Annotated in this window: 17 protein-coding genes; 8 read left to right on the forward strand and 9 right to left on the reverse strand. The window is 44.6% G+C overall.

Going from position 1 to position 17502, the window contains the following annotated elements; translation table 11 throughout:
• Nucleotides 1–339: 339 nt before the first annotated feature.
• Complete coding sequence (gene malK, locus MTR11_RS11465) at nucleotides 340–1458, reverse strand: maltose/maltodextrin ABC transporter ATP-binding protein MalK (protein ID WP_005375271.1); 1119 nt, start codon at nucleotides 1456–1458, stop codon at nucleotides 340–342.
• 672 nt (nucleotides 1459–2130) lie between these two features.
• Between malK and malE the strand changes: the two genes are divergently transcribed.
• The 3 genes from malE to malG all read left to right on the forward strand — a co-directional run bounded on the left by malE (nucleotide 2131) and on the right by malG (nucleotide 5866).
• A complete protein-coding gene (malE, locus tag MTR11_RS11470) occupies nucleotides 2131–3309 on the forward strand; it encodes a maltose/maltodextrin ABC transporter substrate-binding protein MalE (protein ID WP_005375272.1) in 1179 nt (392 codons plus the stop codon).
• A 79-nt stretch (nucleotides 3310–3388) separates the two neighbouring features.
• Nucleotides 3389–4963 (forward strand): maltose ABC transporter permease MalF, encoded by a 1575-nt coding sequence (malF, locus tag MTR11_RS11475; RefSeq protein WP_031780258.1) that lies wholly within the window; start codon nucleotides 3389–3391, stop codon nucleotides 4961–4963.
• Between the two features lie 12 nt (nucleotides 4964–4975).
• A complete protein-coding gene (gene malG, locus MTR11_RS11480) occupies nucleotides 4976–5866 on the forward strand; it encodes a maltose ABC transporter permease MalG (RefSeq protein WP_005375275.1) in 891 nt (296 codons plus the stop codon).
• A 362-nt stretch (nucleotides 5867–6228) separates the two neighbouring features.
• Here the strand turns inward: malG and MTR11_RS11485 are convergent, their stop codons facing one another.
• From MTR11_RS11485 to MTR11_RS11495, 3 genes are all read right to left on the reverse strand, one after another.
• Nucleotides 6229–6474 carry a hypothetical protein gene (locus MTR11_RS11485; RefSeq protein WP_005375277.1) on the reverse strand — a complete coding sequence of 82 codons (246 nt, stop codon included), beginning with the start codon at nucleotides 6472–6474 and terminating at the stop codon, nucleotides 6229–6231.
• Between the two features lie 171 nt (nucleotides 6475–6645).
• Entirely contained in the window at nucleotides 6646–7131 is a 486-nt protein-coding gene (locus MTR11_RS11490) for an acyl-CoA thioesterase (RefSeq protein ID WP_005392490.1), read from the reverse strand.
• A gap of 145 nt (nucleotides 7132–7276) precedes the next feature.
• Nucleotides 7277–8182, reverse strand: a complete 906-nt coding sequence (locus tag MTR11_RS11495; RefSeq protein WP_074189861.1) for a DMT family transporter — start codon at nucleotides 8180–8182, stop codon at nucleotides 7277–7279.
• A 98-nt stretch (nucleotides 8183–8280) separates the two neighbouring features.
• Here MTR11_RS11495 and MTR11_RS11500 point away from each other — a divergent pair, with 98 nt between their 5' ends.
• Nucleotides 8281–9069, forward strand: coding sequence for an AraC family transcriptional regulator (locus MTR11_RS11500; RefSeq protein WP_048625321.1), 789 nt, complete (start codon nucleotides 8281–8283; stop codon nucleotides 9067–9069).
• Here MTR11_RS11500 and MTR11_RS11505 read toward each other — a convergent pair.
• On the reverse strand, nucleotides 9064–9981 hold the full coding sequence (locus tag MTR11_RS11505; RefSeq protein WP_243327573.1) for a M14 family metallocarboxypeptidase: 918 nt from the start codon (nucleotides 9979–9981) through the stop codon (nucleotides 9064–9066). The two genes, MTR11_RS11500 and MTR11_RS11505, sit on opposite strands and share 6 nt — an antisense overlap.
• A 172-nt stretch (nucleotides 9982–10153) precedes the next feature.
• Between MTR11_RS11505 and MTR11_RS11510 the strand changes: the two genes are divergently transcribed.
• Nucleotides 10154–11059 carry a DUF808 domain-containing protein gene (locus MTR11_RS11510; protein ID WP_243327574.1) on the forward strand — a complete coding sequence of 302 codons (906 nt, stop codon included), beginning with the start codon at nucleotides 10154–10156 and terminating at the stop codon, nucleotides 11057–11059.
• Between the two features lie 98 nt (nucleotides 11060–11157).
• Here MTR11_RS11510 and pyrC read toward each other — a convergent pair whose 3' ends face one another.
• The gene (pyrC, locus tag MTR11_RS11515; protein ID WP_048625318.1) at nucleotides 11158–12186 is read right to left on the reverse strand and encodes a dihydroorotase; all 1029 of its coding nucleotides are present in this window, start codon (nucleotides 12184–12186) and stop codon (nucleotides 11158–11160) included.
• 155 nt (nucleotides 12187–12341) lie between these two features.
• Nucleotides 12342–12506 carry a YqaE/Pmp3 family membrane protein gene (locus MTR11_RS11520; protein WP_005375297.1) on the reverse strand — a complete coding sequence of 55 codons (165 nt, stop codon included), beginning with the start codon at nucleotides 12504–12506 and terminating at the stop codon, nucleotides 12342–12344.
• Nucleotides 12507–12773: 267 nt separating this feature from the next.
• Here MTR11_RS11520 and MTR11_RS11525 point away from each other — a divergent pair, with 267 nt between their 5' ends.
• The gene (locus tag MTR11_RS11525) at nucleotides 12774–14591 is read left to right on the forward strand and encodes a hybrid-cluster NAD(P)-dependent oxidoreductase (protein ID WP_243327576.1); all 1818 of its coding nucleotides are present in this window, start codon (nucleotides 12774–12776) and stop codon (nucleotides 14589–14591) included.
• An 82-nt stretch (nucleotides 14592–14673) separates the two neighbouring features.
• Here the strand turns inward: MTR11_RS11525 and nadE are convergent, their stop codons facing one another.
• Complete coding sequence (nadE, locus tag MTR11_RS11530) at nucleotides 14674–15504, reverse strand: ammonia-dependent NAD(+) synthetase (RefSeq protein WP_006742205.1); 831 nt, start codon at nucleotides 15502–15504, stop codon at nucleotides 14674–14676.
• Between the two features lie 177 nt (nucleotides 15505–15681).
• Here nadE and MTR11_RS11535 point away from each other — a divergent pair, with 177 nt between their 5' ends.
• Nucleotides 15682–16215 (forward strand): nicotinate-nicotinamide nucleotide adenylyltransferase, encoded by a 534-nt coding sequence (locus MTR11_RS11535; protein ID WP_005392500.1) that lies wholly within the window; start codon nucleotides 15682–15684, stop codon nucleotides 16213–16215.
• 14 nt (nucleotides 16216–16229) lie between these two features.
• Nucleotides 16230–16712, forward strand: a complete 483-nt coding sequence (locus tag MTR11_RS11540; RefSeq protein WP_006742203.1) for a hypothetical protein — start codon at nucleotides 16230–16232, stop codon at nucleotides 16710–16712.
• Nucleotides 16713–16839: 127 nt separating this feature from the next.
• Here MTR11_RS11540 and MTR11_RS11545 read toward each other — a convergent pair whose 3' ends face one another.
• On the reverse strand, nucleotides 16840–17448 hold the full coding sequence (locus tag MTR11_RS11545; protein WP_047008435.1) for a hypothetical protein: 609 nt from the start codon (nucleotides 17446–17448) through the stop codon (nucleotides 16840–16842).
• Between the last annotated feature and the right edge of the window lie 54 nt (nucleotides 17449–17502).

The following is a 17502-nucleotide window of genomic DNA, read 5'->3' on the forward strand; positions in this document are numbered from 1 at the left end:
CAGAGCATTCTGTTGAATGCTTCTGAGTTTTTTGTCACGTGTAATTTCGTTGATAAGTGTAAAAATTTGCGTTGTTGAGGTAAGTGGAAATAAGAATGAAATTTAGACCTTTGGCTAAGTTTGGCGGGTTAGGAAAAAGCTGGTACTTACTCATGAGGGATGAGGAAAAGTATTAAAAATGAAGTATCAGTACAAAGACAATGGTTTATGTAAAGGTAGAAGAAACGGGTGATCTTATGGGTTAACGATTAATGATTTAGTATCGAATTACTTATATTTATTAGGATAAAAAAATCCCTCTCAAGTGAGAGGGATTTATTGTGAATCAGGACGAAAGAATTATTCGACTTCTACGCCGTTTTCTTTGTATAGGCGGCGGCATGCACGACCATCACTGTGGAACAGGTGACAACGGTGTGCTGGAATACCAATCTCGATTTTATCGCCGGTATCGACTGCGAGCGTGTCAGGCTGACGGAAAATAACGTCCGCGTCCGCACCTTCTAGGTTTAGGTATACTTGAGTTTCGTTACCTAGCTTCTCAACAATCATCACTTCACCGTGAATGCTTGCATCAGCTTCAGAAGCGGATAATAGGTGCTCAGGGCGAATGCCTAAAGACATGCGGTCGCCACGGTTAACCGTCGTGCCATCCACTGGAATCCAGAAAGATACGCCATTAGATAGTTGAACTTTGACGCGCTCTGCTTCTACTTCATCAATGAATACGCTCATGAAGTTCATTTTCGGAGAACCGATAAAGCCTGCTACAAAGCGGTTTTGTGGGTAATGGTAAAGTTCAAGTGGCTTACCAACTTGCGATACATAACCGCCGTCTAGTACAACGATTTTATCTGCCATTGTCATTGCTTCCACCTGATCGTGTGTTACGTAGATCATGGTACAACCAAGTTGACGTTGTAGCTTAGTGATTTGCGCACGCATGTTTACACGCAGTGCGGCATCCAAGTTTGATAGTGGTTCATCCAGAAGGAATACATTAGGTTGCGATACCAGTGTTCGACCGATAGCCACACGTTGACGCTGACCACCTGAAAGCGCTTTTGGTTGGCGTTCAAGTAAGTGGCCCAATTGTAGAATTTCTGCAGCTTGCTCAACACGTTTGTCGATTTCTGCTTTGTCTGCTTTTGCTAATTTTAAGCCAAATGACATGTTGTCATATAAGTTAAGGTGTGGGTAAAGAGCGTAAGACTGGAATACCATACCAACACCACGTTTGGATGGTTCGACGTCATTCATGCGCTGGTCACCAATATACAAATCACCTGAAGTAATGTCTTCAAGACCGGCAATACAACGTAAAAGGGTAGATTTACCACAACCTGATGGACCTACGAAAACAACAAATTCACCTTCGTTGATTGTTAGGTCTACGTTCTTAGAAATCAGTACGTCGCCATACGCTTTACAAACATTTTTTAACGTGACACTCGCCATGTAGCTCGTCCTCGATCAATTTTTTATTATTCACCGCTCATCATTATATGAATTATCTAGCGAGCAGTAACAGTAGGAATCGGTAAGTTATTGCGGTTGGTAAGAAAAGTAGGGTAGCACTTCAATAAAATGTCCTGAATAGAAGTGCTACCCATCATAGCCAAGTACGAGTTTCTCTCCCCCACATTATTCGTGTTGTCTCCCCCGTGAAATAATTACCACAAACAACACCAATAATGACATTCCACTCGTCTGGCAATGCAAAACCAGCAAATCTTTTTCCTAATACGTAGGCACTGCTGGGAAAGGGTTCTTACCATCCACTCTTGGATGACTGAAGTTTGTAAGATTGTGCGAGGTGCGACATCCTCCTAATAGAAATAATTGTAGGGGGAGTAGGTAGGGAGGAGTAAAAAAGGAGGAGGAATAAAGCAGTTGGTCGGAAATCACATTATTGCACCACCTAAAGTTGAAACCGATCACAGGAAGTATCCGTTTTGTGATTTGAGTCTCTTACCCTTGGCGATTTAGATCACGAAAATACGTCATAATTGTAAGGGCGTAGGGATTAGGAGGATGAGACATATTGGATTATTTCAGATGATATATGTCGAAATACGGCTGAACCTCAATGGACTAGCCCTACATCAAAAATATAAAAAGGATACGAACATGAAAAAGTTAAGCGCTGTAGCACTAGGTACTCTTGTTGCTTTGGGTTCTTTTGGTGCTAATGCTGCCATCGAAGAAGGACAACTTACTATCTGGATCAACGGCGACAAAGGTTACAACGGCCTTGCTGAAGTTGGTAAAAAATTCGAAGAAGACACTGGCATTAAAGTGACAGTGGCTCACCCAGATGGCCTTCAAGACAAATTCCCTCAAACTGCAGCGACTGGTGACGGTCCTGACATCGTATTCTGGGCTCACGACCGCTTCGGTGGTTACGCAGAAGCTGGCCTGCTAGCAGAAATTAAACCTTCTAAGAACATTCAAGAAGGTATTGTTGATTTCGCTTGGGATGCAGTACGTTACGACGGCAAATTGATCGGCTACCCAGTTGCAGTTGAGTCTCTATCTCTAATCTACAACAAAGACCTAGTTCCAAACCCACCGAAGTCTTGGGAAGAAGTTGCAGCGCTAGATGCAAAACTTAAAAAAGACGGCAAGTCTGCAATCATGTGGAACCTAAAAGAACCGTACTTCACTTGGCCACTAATGGCTGCTGATGGCGGCTACGCGTTCAAATACACTTCTGAAGGTTACGATGTTAAAGACGCTGGTATCGCGAAAGAAGGCGTTAAAGACGCAATGAGCTTCGTAAAAGGCTTGGTCGACAAAGGCGTGATCTCTGCAGATATGGACTACTCAGTATCTGAGTCTGCATTCAACCAAGGCAAGACAGCGATGACGATTAACGGTCCATGGTCTTGGGGCAACATCGAGAAGTCTGGCGTTAACTACGGCGTGACTACGCTACCTAAGTTCCAAGGTCAATCTTCTAAGCCATTCGTTGGTGTTCTAACGGCTGGTATCAGCACTGCGTCTCCAAACAAAGACCTAGCGGTTGAGTTCATTGAGAACTACCTACTAACAAACGACGGCCTACGTATGGTTAACAACGATAAGCCTCTAGGTGCGGTAGCGCTTAACTCGTTCCAACGTGAACTAGATTCAGATACTCGTATCGCTGCGACTATGGATAACGCGATGAACGGCGAAATTATGCCAAATATCCCTCAAATGAACGCATTCTGGGGCGCGGCTAAGAACGCAATCATCAACGTAGTTGATGGTCGTCAAACTGTCGATGCAGCATTGGCAGACGCAGAAAAACAAATGACTAAATAATTAAGTAAGACCTTTTTAAGGAGGGGGCAACTCCTCCTTACTTTTCTATATTTATTCTATATTCGCTAGCAGGTTCCCTATGCAGTCAGTTCAAGGTACAAATGCTATGACAGCACCAGAAGCCAGCCTTCCGAGCAGCAAAAAAGTGTTCATGAAATGGTCACTTTTAGGCACAGTCGGCATTATCAATGGCTACGCAACAATCCTTATGTATTCACGCGGTGAGATTGCGTTTGCACTACTTACGATCATTCTTACCGCTTTAGCGTTGTTCATCTTTGGTAGTAAAAAGACGTACGCACACCGTTACATCTACCCTGGTATCGCAGGGATGATCCTTTTCATTCTTTTCCCTCTGGCGTACACCATAGGTTTGGCGTTTACCAACTACAGCGCGAAAAACCAACTCTCTTTTGATCGTGCGCAGAGCGTACTTTTGGACAGAACTTATCAAAGTGGTGATAGCTACCCGTTCACTTTATATAAAACGGATCAAGGACATCAGCTTGTGGTTGAAAAAGATGGGGAGCTACTTGCTACGCCCACTTTTCAACTAGATAGCCTTTCAGCATCGGATCTTGACCTATCGCCAATTGAAGAAGCTACGGGCGAGAAAGAATCAATCAAGACGATTGTTAAGAGCCGTAATACGTTGAGCAGTGTTGATTTGCATCTGCCGAGCGGTGAAGACATCCGCATGAGCGGGTTACGTAAGTTTGCGGCAGTTGTGCCTTTGTACACGCTGCAAGAAGACGGCGAAACGCTTTACAACAATCGTACTGAAGAGACGTTACGTCCAAATATGGAAGTAGGTTACTACCAACCTGTCGATGAAAACGGTCAGTTTGTTGGTAGCACAGTGTCTCCTGGCTTTGTGGTGAACATTGGCACACACAACTTTGAGCGTGTGTGGAAAGATGATGGTATCAAAGAGCCGTTTATCAGTATCTTTATCTGGACGATTGTGTTCTCAGCACTCACCGTACTATTTACGCTTGTAATTGGTCTTGTTCTAGCAAGTGTTGTTCAGTGGGAAGCATTAAAAGGCCGTTCGGTTTACCGACTCTTACTGATTCTGCCTTATGCGGTACCGGCGTTTATTTCTATCTTGATCTTTAAAGGTTTGTTTAACCAAAGCTTTGGTGAGATCAACATGCTTCTGGAAGGTTTGTTCGGTATTAGCCCTGCTTGGTTCTCAGACCCGTTCATGGCGAAAACCATGATCCTGATTGTGAACACGTGGCTTGGTTTCCCTTACATGATGATTCTATGTATGGGTCTACTAAAAGCGATTCCTGATGATTTATATGAAGCGTCAGCAATTGATGGTGCGAACTTTATTACTAACTTTACTCGTATCACGCTACCAATGATGTTGAAGCCGTTAACACCATTGTTGATTGCGAGCTTTGCCTTTAACTTCAACAACTTCGTGCTTATCCAGTTGTTGACAGGCGGTGGTCCAAACATGATTGGTACGTCAGAACCTGCGGGTTACACAGACCTATTGGTAAGTTACACCTACCGAATCGCATTCGAAGGTGCGGGCGGTCAAGACTTCGGTCTAGCAAGTGCAGTAGCAACACTTATCTTCCTATTGGTTGGCGCATTGGCACTTATCAACCTACGCGTAACTAAAGTAGCTCAGGACTAAGGAGAGATTACAATGGCAATGGTACAAGGTAAGTCATTAAAGTATCGTGTTTGGGCTACTCATATTGCGATGTGGGCATTCTTGGCACTGATTATTTTCCCTTTACTGATGATCATCGCGATTTCATTCCGTGAAGGTAACTTTGCAACGGGTAGCCTGATCCCAGACAACCCAACGCTTGATCACTGGAAATTGGCATTAGGTTTCTCGGTGACTAACCCAGACGGTACAGTTACACCGCCACCATTCCCAGTCATGACATGGCTGTGGAACTCAGTAAAAGTGGGTGGTATTTCTGCAATCCTAATCGTGGCGCTATCAACCACATCAGCTTATGCGTTTGCTCGTATGAAGTTCAAAGGTAAGAACACTATCCTAAAAGCGATGATGATCTTCCAAATGTTCCCTGCGGTATTGGCATTGGTTGCTCTATACGCGTTGTTCGACAAATTGGGTCAGTACATTCCTTTCCTTGGTTTGAACACGCACGGCGGCCTGATCTTCGCTTATTTAGGTGGTATCGCCCTGCACGTTTGGACGATTAAAGGCTACTTCGAAAGTATTGACTCTTCGTTAGAAGAAGCGGCGGCACTGGATGGTGCGACACCATGGCAAGCATTCCGTTTGGTACTGCTTCCACTGTCAGTGCCAATCCTAGCGGTAGTATTCATCTTGTCGTTCATCATGGTAATTGGTGAAGTTCCTGTAGCATCACTACTACTTTCTGATGTAGACTCGTACACACTTGCAGTGGGTATGCAGCAATACCTATATCCACAAAACTACTTGTGGGGTGACTTTGCTGCAGCTGCTGTACTTTCAGCAGTGCCAATCACTGCCGTATTCTTACTTGCTCAACGCTGGTTGGTTGGTGGTCTAACCGCTGGTGGTGTGAAAGGATAATCTCTTGTGGTCTGAGATTGATAAGAATAACTAGAAAAGGGCGACCATATGGTCGCCCTTATACGTAGCACGGATATTACAATTTTGGTTTGGCCGCCGATCAGTAATATCTTGGCTTTTATTGGCGTTACGCATAGCTGGCTGTTAGCTTAGTTCCTTACGATTCAATCACTAACAGTTTTTGTAACCATAACCTGAGTTTTGACTCAGGTTTTTTTATACCTGTTAAATACAGTTGTTCAATAAGCGGATAAAGATTAGCGGCTTTGCAATGGATTACACAGGGCTAGGAGAATGCCCTGCGTAGCACTTCACATAAATAACCTGAGTTCAGGTATCAGTAAAATTGAGGTAGGTAAGGATTAAAACTCTCGACTGGAGGGGGCACATCCAACGTATTGAAGCAGCGTGTATAAGCTTTCTTGCTGTAGTGCGACGCGACGAAATAAATTTGCAAAGGTGACATCACCGCCAAAGCAGGTTTGAATGTAATGGTTAATTTCTGTTTCGTTATACCCCTCGACGTACATGGTTCTTACCCACTGGTACTCGACCGCTTTTAAATTGGTCAACGTCTCTTCACTTAAGGTCGTTTCTTTTAGTCTCAAGATCCAAACTCTATCCAACTCCAAAATAGTGGAAGGATTTAAGCAAAGCTAGGTGAAGGATTTATGACAGAGGAGGCCGAGTGTGAAGCAAATGGCAAAACCATGATGTTGCTCCACACTCTGGTTATAAGTAACGTTGAGGTAGTCAATAGCGTTCTTAACGGATGTAGGTTACTTGAGATACTTTACGTGCGCTTCCATCTCTTCCCCGATTTCTTTGCGCATGTTCATAAGGCGGATAGCGGATTGTTCCAAGGCTTTATCTTCATCAGACTCTGGAACCCATTTCGGCACGTCGGTTGGTTTTCCGTTCTCATCTACAGCAACCATAATAACGATACAGTGGGTGGTGAGTCTGTTTTTCATTTGTTTTGGGTCACTGGCTTGCACGTCAATCGCGATGTGCATTGAGCTTCGTCCGGTATAAATGACTTTCGCGCTAACTTCGACTAAGTTGCCGACATGAATCGGCGCAACAAAACGAATACCACCTGCGTATGCAGTAATGCAATATTTGCCACTCCACGCTGCAGAGCAGGCGTAGGCTGCTAAGTCGATCCATTTCATTACGGCACCGCCGTGCACTTTTCCGCCGAAATTGACGTCACTGGGTTCTGCTAAAAAGCGAAGGGTAATGTCTCTTTGACCACTGCTCATCTGTCTTTCCTTGGTGAGTTATTGTTTTCCCAATTTAGCAGCAAGATGAATTTTCGGGAATAGCGAATGAAACAAAATATTAACTTTTATTCGAACGCTGGAAGTGACAAGCCACAGCGTAGTTCTGTGGCTTGGGGAACTGGGATTAATTGGCGGTTGAGGCAATCTCAGAATTGGGCAATGGCTTTCTGTGTCGTATTTTTATTTGCGACAGGATAACGCCAGAGATGACTAACAGCCCACCAATAATGTGGTAAGCGTAAATTTTCTCACCAATCAACGTTGAAGCAAGTACGACAGAAACGACGGGCATTAAGTTCATGAACATGGCACTTGAATCAGCGCCAATTGAATCGATCGCTTTCACCCACATTAACGGCGCAAAAATGGAAGCCGCAATGCCAGCATAGGCGATTAATGGTAGCGCGTCTTGGCTTGGTAACAGTTGCTCACTAGAGAGCCAAAGTGGTGTAAGCATCACAACCGAGAAGAAGCCTTGCATGTAAACCAGAGTCAAACTGCTGAAAGGCATCTTCCAGCGTTTTAGCAGCACGCAATAAGCCGCGTATACCATGGCTGCAATCAGCATAAGGCTATCACCTTGGGTCATGTCTTGATGTAAAAAGTAGGTGATATCACCATGACCAAGCATAAACGCCAAGCCGCCGAGCGAAATCACACCACCGACGATACTTAACATTGATACAGACTTGCCTAACAGAGGAACACTTAAAAACACACTGATCAAAGGAACCAAAGAGGTAATCAGTGCCATGTTGGAAGCCGTTGTCGTTAAACCAGCGTAGTAGCCAAGTGATTGGTTGAGCACCATACCAAGTAACGCAAGAAACGCCAGCTTAGTTAAGTAAGGTCGAATAATGTGTCGTTGTTTGATGATCGCAGGCAGACAAAATGGAGTTAGAAGTACCATTGCGACAAACCAACGATAGAAACTCATCGCACTTGGTTCAATGGCGCTTGCTGCCATCTTATTCACAATTGAGTTACCACCCCAAATCATAACGGTGAAAAACGGAAGTAAATAAATCATGAGAACCCTATAGCACAATTATTGATGGCGCTAGTCTGGCAGGTCTTTATAATAAAAAGTATCTCTTAAAAGACATCGTAAGCGATAGGAAGACAATTTTGAAAAAGAGCGCCAGAAATCTTCATCCCTCATTATCAATCGACCGCGCACCATCGGATGTATTTATGAATTTTGAAGCCTTTCTCTCTAATACAGAAACACGAATTCATAGCCATCCTTGGGGGCAAGTGCAGCTGATCAGCGGTGGGATCCTAGAGATGGATGCAGAAGATACAAGATTTCTAGCGCCTCCGCATCTTGCAATTTGGGTTCCTGCTGGAATCCGTCATACTAGTTACAACCGTAAACCTATCGAATATTGTTCTTTGAACATTGCCCCTGAATTGACGGCGCACTTTCCTACCAAAACGAGTCTGATCAAAGTGACTCCAATCGTGTCGTCCATTATTGAGGACTTTCGTCAACGAGATATTAACGTGGCGCAAAGTGATGAAGACAAGCGCTTGGTACAGGTGTTATTGGACCAGCTCGCAAAACAAGAAGTGGAACACCACTTTTTACCAACGACCGATAACAAGTATCTTGAACCGATTTTAAAAGCAGTAGAAGAATCGCCGACGGATGAGATCAGTTTGGCAGAATGGGCAGAAAAAGTGCATACCACTGAACGCACGTTAGCGAGACACTGCCAGAGTGAGTTGGGCATGAGCTTTACTGAGTGGCGTTTACGTGTACGCTATTTGCATTCTATGGAGTTGCTGCGTAAAGGGCAGACCGTGAAAGAAGTCGCGCTAACGTTAGGTTATAACCAAGCCAGCCCTTTTATCGCGATGTTCAAGAAATACTCCGGCATGACACCGGAGCAATATAAGAACCGCTTATTATAACTGAGCCAGAACGTAATTCAGACCACCGACCACGGCTGCAACTTGCGCATCGTTGCACTCTTCGTCGGTCACCGTTGGGCTGTCTGGGTACACTTCCGTTGTCGTGCCGTAAACGCAATTTGTTACGCCGCCACACAGACCCAGCTTCACCATTGGGTAGTTGATAACGCCAAACTGTACGACTGGTGAACCAATGATTTCGCCATTTTCATCTGCAGGTGCAATGTGAGTCACTTTTGCAACCGATTCAATCACCGCTTTTTGAAAATCAGGCTGAGGGTTTTCACTATCTCCCACCGTGTAAAAACCGTCTGGGATCATGCCCTCGATGTACTCAATGCCATCACGAGCGGCAAGCGCAGGACGGAACTCTGTTTCATCGGAGTCTGTCGTCTCGTGCAAATCAATGTGCATTAATACATTGCCTAATGTCGCAACGAGCTTCATGAGGTTGGCAGATTCTTCGGCAGGGCTATCCTTATAGAAAGAGCGGTTTGGATCAATCGCGTTTGGGTTCCAGCGGTTGATCACCTCGTAACCCCAAGGGCTCACGCAAGGTGCAACGACAATATTGAAATGCTCTGCGTAGCACTCTGCATCTGTTTCTACAAACTTTAAAGCGCCATGTACACCACTCGTCTCGTAACCGTGCACGCCACCTGTGACCAAAACAACAGGCTTCGTTGAATCCCAGTTGCGAGTTTTGATACAAAACAGAGGGAAACGTGCCTCGTTGTATGAGAGTGCACCGTATTGTTCAACATCAAAACGCTCGCGTAGAGCATCGATTTTACTGACAACTTCATCTTGGTAGCTACGTTTTACTTCTTGAGTTGCTAACCAAGCTTTACGTTCTTCTTCGCTCCAAGGTTGGCCAGGGGTACCGATTGGGTAAATGTATCCACTTTTCATCTATACTTTTTCTTTTGACTGCTGAAAGGTACCACAAGACTAGACCTGTCTTATCTTAACGGCAATATAAAACACCATTTGGGATAGTATTCTTTGCAAAATCATCACTTTGATGAGTGATTTATTGGTGTTACATTTTGTTACTTACTCGATTTCATATAAGAGACAAAAAATGGCTGGAGCAAGTTTACTCACACTGTTGGATGATATTGCCACGGTACTCGACGATGTCGCCTTAATGTCGAAAATGGCGGCAAAGAAAACCGCAGGTGTGTTGGGTGATGACCTAGCGTTAAACGCTCAACAAGTGTCTGGTGTTGCATCTGAGCGAGAAATTCCAGTGGTTTGGGCGGTTGCGAAAGGCTCGTTCAAAAACAAATTGATTTTAGTTCCTTCAGCATTGCTAATTAGCGCGATTATTCCATGGCTTATCATGCCATTATTGCTAATTGGCGGCTTGTTTCTCTGCTTTGAAGGGGCAGAAAAGGTGCTTGAGAAAGTGTTCCCTCACTCCCATCCGCACGAAGAAAAAGATGAGTTAGTTCATACTGGCGAGTCGATAGAAGAGTATGAAAAACGCAAAGTTGCTGGTGCGATTCGAACGGACTTTATTCTTTCAGCGGAAATCATTGTGATTGCGTTGGGTACCGTGACTGGGGCGAGCCTTGTGACGCAGATCTTAGTGGTGAGCTTAATTGCAGTCATCATGACCATTGGTGTTTATGGCTTAGTAGCAGGCATCGTGAAATTGGATGACTTGGGCTTCTACCTTGAAATTCGCTCAAAAGGTAAGGGCTGGATGGCGAAAGTCGGCAGTGCTTTAGTTGCTTTTGCACCAAAGCTGATGAAGTTGTTAACGATTGTGGGAACTGCCGCGATGTTTTTAGTCGGTGGGGGGATTGTAGTGCACAACGTGCCTGCCATTCATCACTTTGTAGAGCCGATTATTATGAACTTTAGTGGTCATTCGGTTGCTACAGCGATTCTGCCTATTTTGCTTAACGGTATTATCGGTTTTGTGGCGGGTTTGATTGTGGTTGCTGTGTGGACTGCTGTAGAAAAAATTCGCGGCCACTAATAATCACAGCTCAAAACAAGACAAGAACAACAAGGGTCATGACTTCTTTTCACAGAAAGGCATGACCCTCTTTTATGGATGGAACGTCAGTAAAGTACTTACTTCACTTTCCACTCAATTTGTTCATTTGCTCGAATAGGCACAACGATATCATTGCCAAATGGCATCGTTTCCGGCACATCCCAAGCGGATTTTTCTAACGTTACCGTATCTGTGTTGCGCGCAATGCCGTAAAAATCAGGACCATTGAAGCTTGAAAACGCTTCCAAGTTTTCCAGCTTGCCTTCATTCTCGAATACTTCTGCATAAAGCTCTAGCGCTGCGTGTGCAGTGTAAGAACCAGCACAACCGCAAGCGGACTCTTTTGCCCCTTTCGCATGTGGTGCCGAGTCTGTACCTAGGAAAAACTTCTTGCTACCACTAGTTGCTGCTTCGATCAGCGCTTGCTGGTGGGTTCCGCGCTTAAGAATTGGCAAACAGTAGAAATGAGGTTTAATACCACCCACAAGCATATGGTTACGGTTGAAAAGAAGATGGTGAGCAGTGATGGTAGCAGCTACGTTATCTGAGGCGTTATTAACGAAGTTTGCTGCGTCGGCGGTAGTGATGTGTTCTAGAACGATTTTAAGATTAGGGAAGTCATTGACGATAGGAGCGAGGACAGTATCAAGGAATTCTTTCTCTCGGTCGAAGATATCAACATCGTGATGTGTTACTTCGCCATGAACCAAAAGTAACATTCCGACTTCTTCCATCGCTTCGAGAACGTGGTAAATGTTCTTCGCATTGGTCACACCGGAATCTGAGTTTGTGGTAGCTCCAGCAGGATAAAGCTTGGCAGCAACAATGTTTCCGGTGGCTTTAGCCTTACGTATTTCATCTGGTGTGGTGTTGTCTGTGAGGTAAAGCGCCATCAAAGGTTCAAACTGTTCGCCATGTTGCTCTTTTAGAATTCGGTCACGGTAGGCTAGGGCGAGCTCAGTTGTAGTAACTGGTGGGACGGTATTTGGCATGATCAGCGCACGGCCATTGTAGCGGCTGATGTCGCGAACGGTGTCTTTAAGAACTTCCCCATCGCGTAAGTGAACGTGCCAGTCGTCAGGACGAGTGATTGTCAGTGTTGTCATTAATTGCTCCCACCATTGAAAAGTTGTCTGATTGGAGCCCAAGCGCCGTATTTGCTTTTGAGCAAACGCTTGCGCTTAGGCGACAGGATGATAGAGGAATTGCCCTCACATTTCATCCCATTTTTCACTTTTCTACAGAGTGAGAGTGTAAGTGATTACTTCATTGTTAACCAAAGCGCGTGGATCGTACCCGGCAGAAAGAAGAAACACGTCAATATTAGGTTAATCAAAAAGTCTTTATTTAGACCTTTCTCCATAAACACCGCGACAGGCGGAAGAAAGATACATAACAAAATCAGAACCAGTTTTCTTGTATCCATAATTAAGCTCCAAATCGATAAATGGGGGCAGTGATAACTTGGGTGAATTATGTGTGTCGTATCACATTTTATCAAACGGTATTTGGTCAGAACGGTGTTAAAAAACGCGAATATTGAGTGTAGTAAATACTTGTCACTAAAACCAAATTTATAAGAATATGGTTTCGAGAAAGTTGCGATGGATGAAGAGGCAGTAGACTCTGCAACTTAATGTGATTTGAGTATACAATACCGCAACAAATAAAAAACACCCGTAGGAAGAAGGCCATGTCGCAACCCGTTTTATCCCAAATTAATGTTTTTCCGGTTAAGTCAGTTGGCGGATTATCGCTGTCATCCGTATGGGTTGAGAAGCAAGGATTGAGCTTCGATCGTCGCTTTATGATTGCGAAAGCTGATGGCTCGATGATCACTGCGCGAAAGTATCCGCAAATGGTAACCATTAAGTCAGCCTTATTGTCCGATGGAGTGGTGTTTAGTAGTTTGGGTATGGAGCCACTTAAAATCCGTTACCAAGATTTCAAAATGCAGGAGACACCTGCAACGGTTTGGAAAGATACGTTTACTGCCTATACCACGACAGATGATGCAGATGACTGGTTTAGTCGTGTGTTGGGGCAGCGCGTTGAGTTGTTGTTTAGTGGTGAGCAATCGAATCGTGTCCGCGAAAAGCTAGGTCAAAACGTTAGCTTTGCCGATGGTTATCCGGTGTTAGTGATTAGCCAGGCTTCCCTTGATGAACTGAACCGAAGAAGCTCTGAGCAACACTCTATGGATCAGTTCCGTACTAACTTAGTGGTCTCTGATACCAAGCCGTTTGAAGAAGATTCATGGAAGCGCATACGAATCGGTGAGGTAGAGTTTGAGTCTCTCAAACCTTGCGAGCGCTGTATCCTGACTACGGTGAATACCCAAAGAGGCACATTCCGAGAGAGCAAGGAGCCACTTAAAACCTTACAACAGTTCCGTGCAAATGATGTCGGTGGTGTGTTCTTCGGGCAAAATCTTGTCGCGCGGAATGAAGGCATTATTCGTCAAGGCGATAAAGTTGAGGTGCTGGAATACAAAGAACCGGAGTTTTACGCGGATAACTCGCCAGTGCGCATGACGTTAACATGTGTTGAGCGTGAAGAAATCGCCCAAGACTTCGTGACCTTATGGTTAGAACCAAACAAAGGTTCTTTACCTAATTACTTGCCAGGACAACACCTGCCAATAGAAGTGAATATTGATGGTAAGAAAGTAGGTCGACGCTATACGCTATCATCCAGTCCGTCTCGTCCGGGTCGCTATGCTATTTCTGTTAAGCGTATTGCAGGTGGAAGAGTCTCTAATTCGCTCTTAGACAATTTACAAGTCGGTGATGTTTTAGAGGCAGAACAACCTGATGGCCAGTTCCACCTAAAAACTCATGAAGCGCAGCCTCTGCTCTTACTCTCTGCAGGCAGTGGAGTAACACCAATGCTATCGATGGTACGTTTCTTAGCGGATCACAATCAGTTGGAGAACGTGGTTTTCTACCATCAATGTCGTACCGAAAATGATATTCCTTGTCGCTCAGAGTTGGAGCAGTTAAAGCGTGAGCACCCAGGGCTAGAAGTAAAAGTCTGTTTAACGCAACCTGCCGTTGATTGGTTTGGGTTAAAAGGGCGTTTAAGTTTGTCACACATTAAGCAAATCAAAGATGTTGAACAGCGCCAAGTGTTTGTGTGTGGTCCTGATGGTTTTATGGAGAAAGCGAAAAATCTCCTACTAAGAAAAGGGCTGCCAGAAGAAAACTACCATCAAGAAGCGTTTGGCGTATCTTCAGTCACTTCAAGACCAGAGAAGAGCATAGCGATCGATTTCAATGGGACGAAAGTTGTAGGGAATAATCAGAAAACGTTGTTAGATCAGCTTGAAGACGCAGGGAAGGTTGTTAGCAATAGCTGTCGTGCTGGCTTATGCGGCGCGTGTAAGGTTCAGCTTACGTCGGGTCAAGTACATCATCCGGACGTGCCTGCGTTGACAGATGAGGAACGTGCGATGGGAACCGTATTGGCGTGTTGTGCTGTCCCAGAGACGGACGTGACGGTAACAAACTAAGCGAGAAGGCTCCCCGGTTCTCAATAAAAACGCTGCTAACTTTAGCAGCGTTTTGAGTTTAAAAGTGAACGGAAAATATCGCTTAGTCGTAAATCGTTGGGATTGGCTGACGTTTGTGCTGCGTTGCTTTGTAAATCGCTACCAGACGATCACTCACTTGCTGTGGAACGGGTTTGCCTTCTAAGAAGTCATCGATCTGTTCATAAGTTAAGTTCAGAGCATCTTCATCTGCTTTTTGCGGCTCTAGTTCTTCTAGATCTGCCGTTGGTACTTTCTTAACAAGTAGCTCTGGTGCGCCTAATGTTGCAGCCAACTCGCGGACTTGACGCTTGCTTAAACCAAATAGAGGGGCAAGGTCGCACGCGCCGTCACCAAACTTAGTGTAAAAACCAGTGATGTTCTCTGCTGAGTGGTCTGTTCCCAATACTAAGCCGCCAACGTAACCAGCGATTTCATATTGTGCAATCATACGAGCTCGCGCTTTTACGTTACCTTTTACGAAATCAATTTTGTCGGCTTCAGTCGGAAGCAGGCCCGTCCCTTGCAACGCGGTATCAGTCGCCGCATGCAAACCGTCAACACCATCTTTAATGTTCACAGACACAGAGTGTGTTGGCTTGATGAAAGAGAGTGCCAGTTGCGCTTCATCTTCATCTTTTTGCTCACCGTAAGGCAGACGTACTGCGATAAACTGATATTTGTCAGTACCAGATTCCGCATTCAATTGTTCTACTGCAAGCTGGGCAAGGCGACCTAACGTGGTTGAGTCAACACCGCCACTAATGCCAAGCACGAGTGACTTACAACCTGCTTCTTGTAGCTTACGCTTAATAAAAGCAATACGGCGTTCAATTTCAAAATGCGGATCAATTGAAGGGAGTACACGCATTTCATCACGGATGGATTGTTCCATTTAGGGTTCCTTTTCCTGCAAATATTTCAGACACCAAAGCCCGCTTGCTCAAATGGTGATAAACCATGCAATTGAGACTGATAAACACGACTTTAGGGTCAAAAGCTGTAAAGATTAGTAGTATCATACCGAAATCATCAGATTAGAAAACTCTCTTCAACCAGGTAATCACCGGATATGAAAAAAATCGCCATTTTTGGTAGTGCATTTAACCCACCTAGTTTAGGGCACAAAAGTGTTATTGAGTCATTGAGCCACTTTGACCTTGTGCTACTTGAACCTAGCATTGCACACGCTTGGGGCAAGAATATGCTCGATTACCCAACTCGGTGCAAAATGGTTGATGCATTCATCAAAGATATGGGGCTTTCTAATGTTCGGCGTTCTGATGCAGAGCAAGCTTTGTACCAACCCGGACAAAGTGTGACAACCTATGCGTTGTTAGAAAAAATTCAAGAAATCTACCCAACAGCCGATATAACTTTTGTCATAGGTCCTGATAATTTCTTCAAATTTGCTAAATTTAGTAGAGCAGAAGAGATTATGGAACGTTGGACTGTTATGGCGTGCCCTGAAAAAGTAAAAGTCAGAAGCACGGATATACGTAACGCATTGGTTACGGGTGAAGACATAAGCGCCTACACAACCCCGTCCGTCTGTGAATTGTTGCTTAACGAAGGCTTATACAAAGAAACATTATCTGGGAACTGAGAGGTCAGATTTTCATGGTCAGATTAGCCGTATTTAGTGCATGTGCGCTGCTTGTGGTCACACAAGCTCATTCTGCGTGTAACTATTTTTCTGATCGTTCTGTTGTGTTTGAAGATAACACCCTTCCTATCTGTGAAGAAATTTTAGATTCCATTGGCGTATTAAGTACGGATGCGTTGATTTGGTATGCTGCGGAAGCGAAATTCGAAGGGCCAACAGAAAACTATTGGGAAGAGTGGGCGATTAAGCCGGAAGACACACCACTCCTAACCCAAAATCTAGAAAAGAATTATTTTGGACTTGGTTTTTGGATGCCGGAAGAGCTCCGAGACGAAGAGAGCAAAATGGACACAGAAGAGTGGCTCCGTAGTCATGGCCTGATGTTCAGCGTGGGTTTTGGTGATAAATCCGACGGACAGCCAAGAATGCGATTTGATTATCGTTGGCACGAATATTACGACGCTGACTGGATGATGCAGATTGAAGTTCCCTTCTAGTCACCTTGAGCGAACATAAAAAGGGCGTACATTATCCATGTACGCCCTTTTTATTTTTATCTGAGTCTCGATTTTCTGTGCGCGTCACTCTGCGTAATACTGAAAAGATGGCTCTTTAGAATGCGAGTTATAGCGCTTCTCCAAAGACCAAAAAGCAAAGTTGCTCATATTCTTCTGTGTTACCTGCAAAAAGCGTATCGACAATCTGCTCTTCTTTCTTTCCCGACAGCTTCATTTTTCTTGCTTCACGGAGTGTGAGTACCAAGCACAGCTCTTTAGAAATGTCCATGTCACAACCAGGCGTCCACTGATTGATGGTTTTTGTTAACGTTGAGTGCGCTAGTTTAGGAGAGAGAGTCAATACTTCATGTCTTACTACCGTCAGCAGATCGGTTTGCAGATCCGAGCGCTCGGCTGTTGTTGCTAGTTTCTCGACGAGGGCTTTTAGCAGCGGTGAAGGTTTCACAAAACCTGCTTGTTGTGAGAAGTCATCATTTAAACGCACAGAAAAATCACAACGATATACACGAGAATTAGGTAAAAAGGTGAGGGAGCTCAAACATCCTTGAGGAATCCAAAAATATTGGCCTGGTTCAATGGCATACTCCTGCTTACCCAATTTAATGACGGCTAACCCTTCGACGACAGACAGCAGACTGTGCTTCAGTGCTTTTTTGCGCGCAGCTACTTCAAGAAAGGGGTATTTAGCGTCGTGAAATTCAATTGCGTAGTTCATTATGAGTACCAGTGTTTTTTGGCGCTAAGGGTAACGTTAAACCTATACGATTCC

Origin of the sequence: Vibrio sp. CCB-PB317 (assembly GCF_022808245.1) — a bacterium.
In the GTDB taxonomy this organism is placed as follows: Bacteria; Pseudomonadota; Gammaproteobacteria; order Enterobacterales; family Vibrionaceae; genus Vibrio; species Vibrio diabolicus.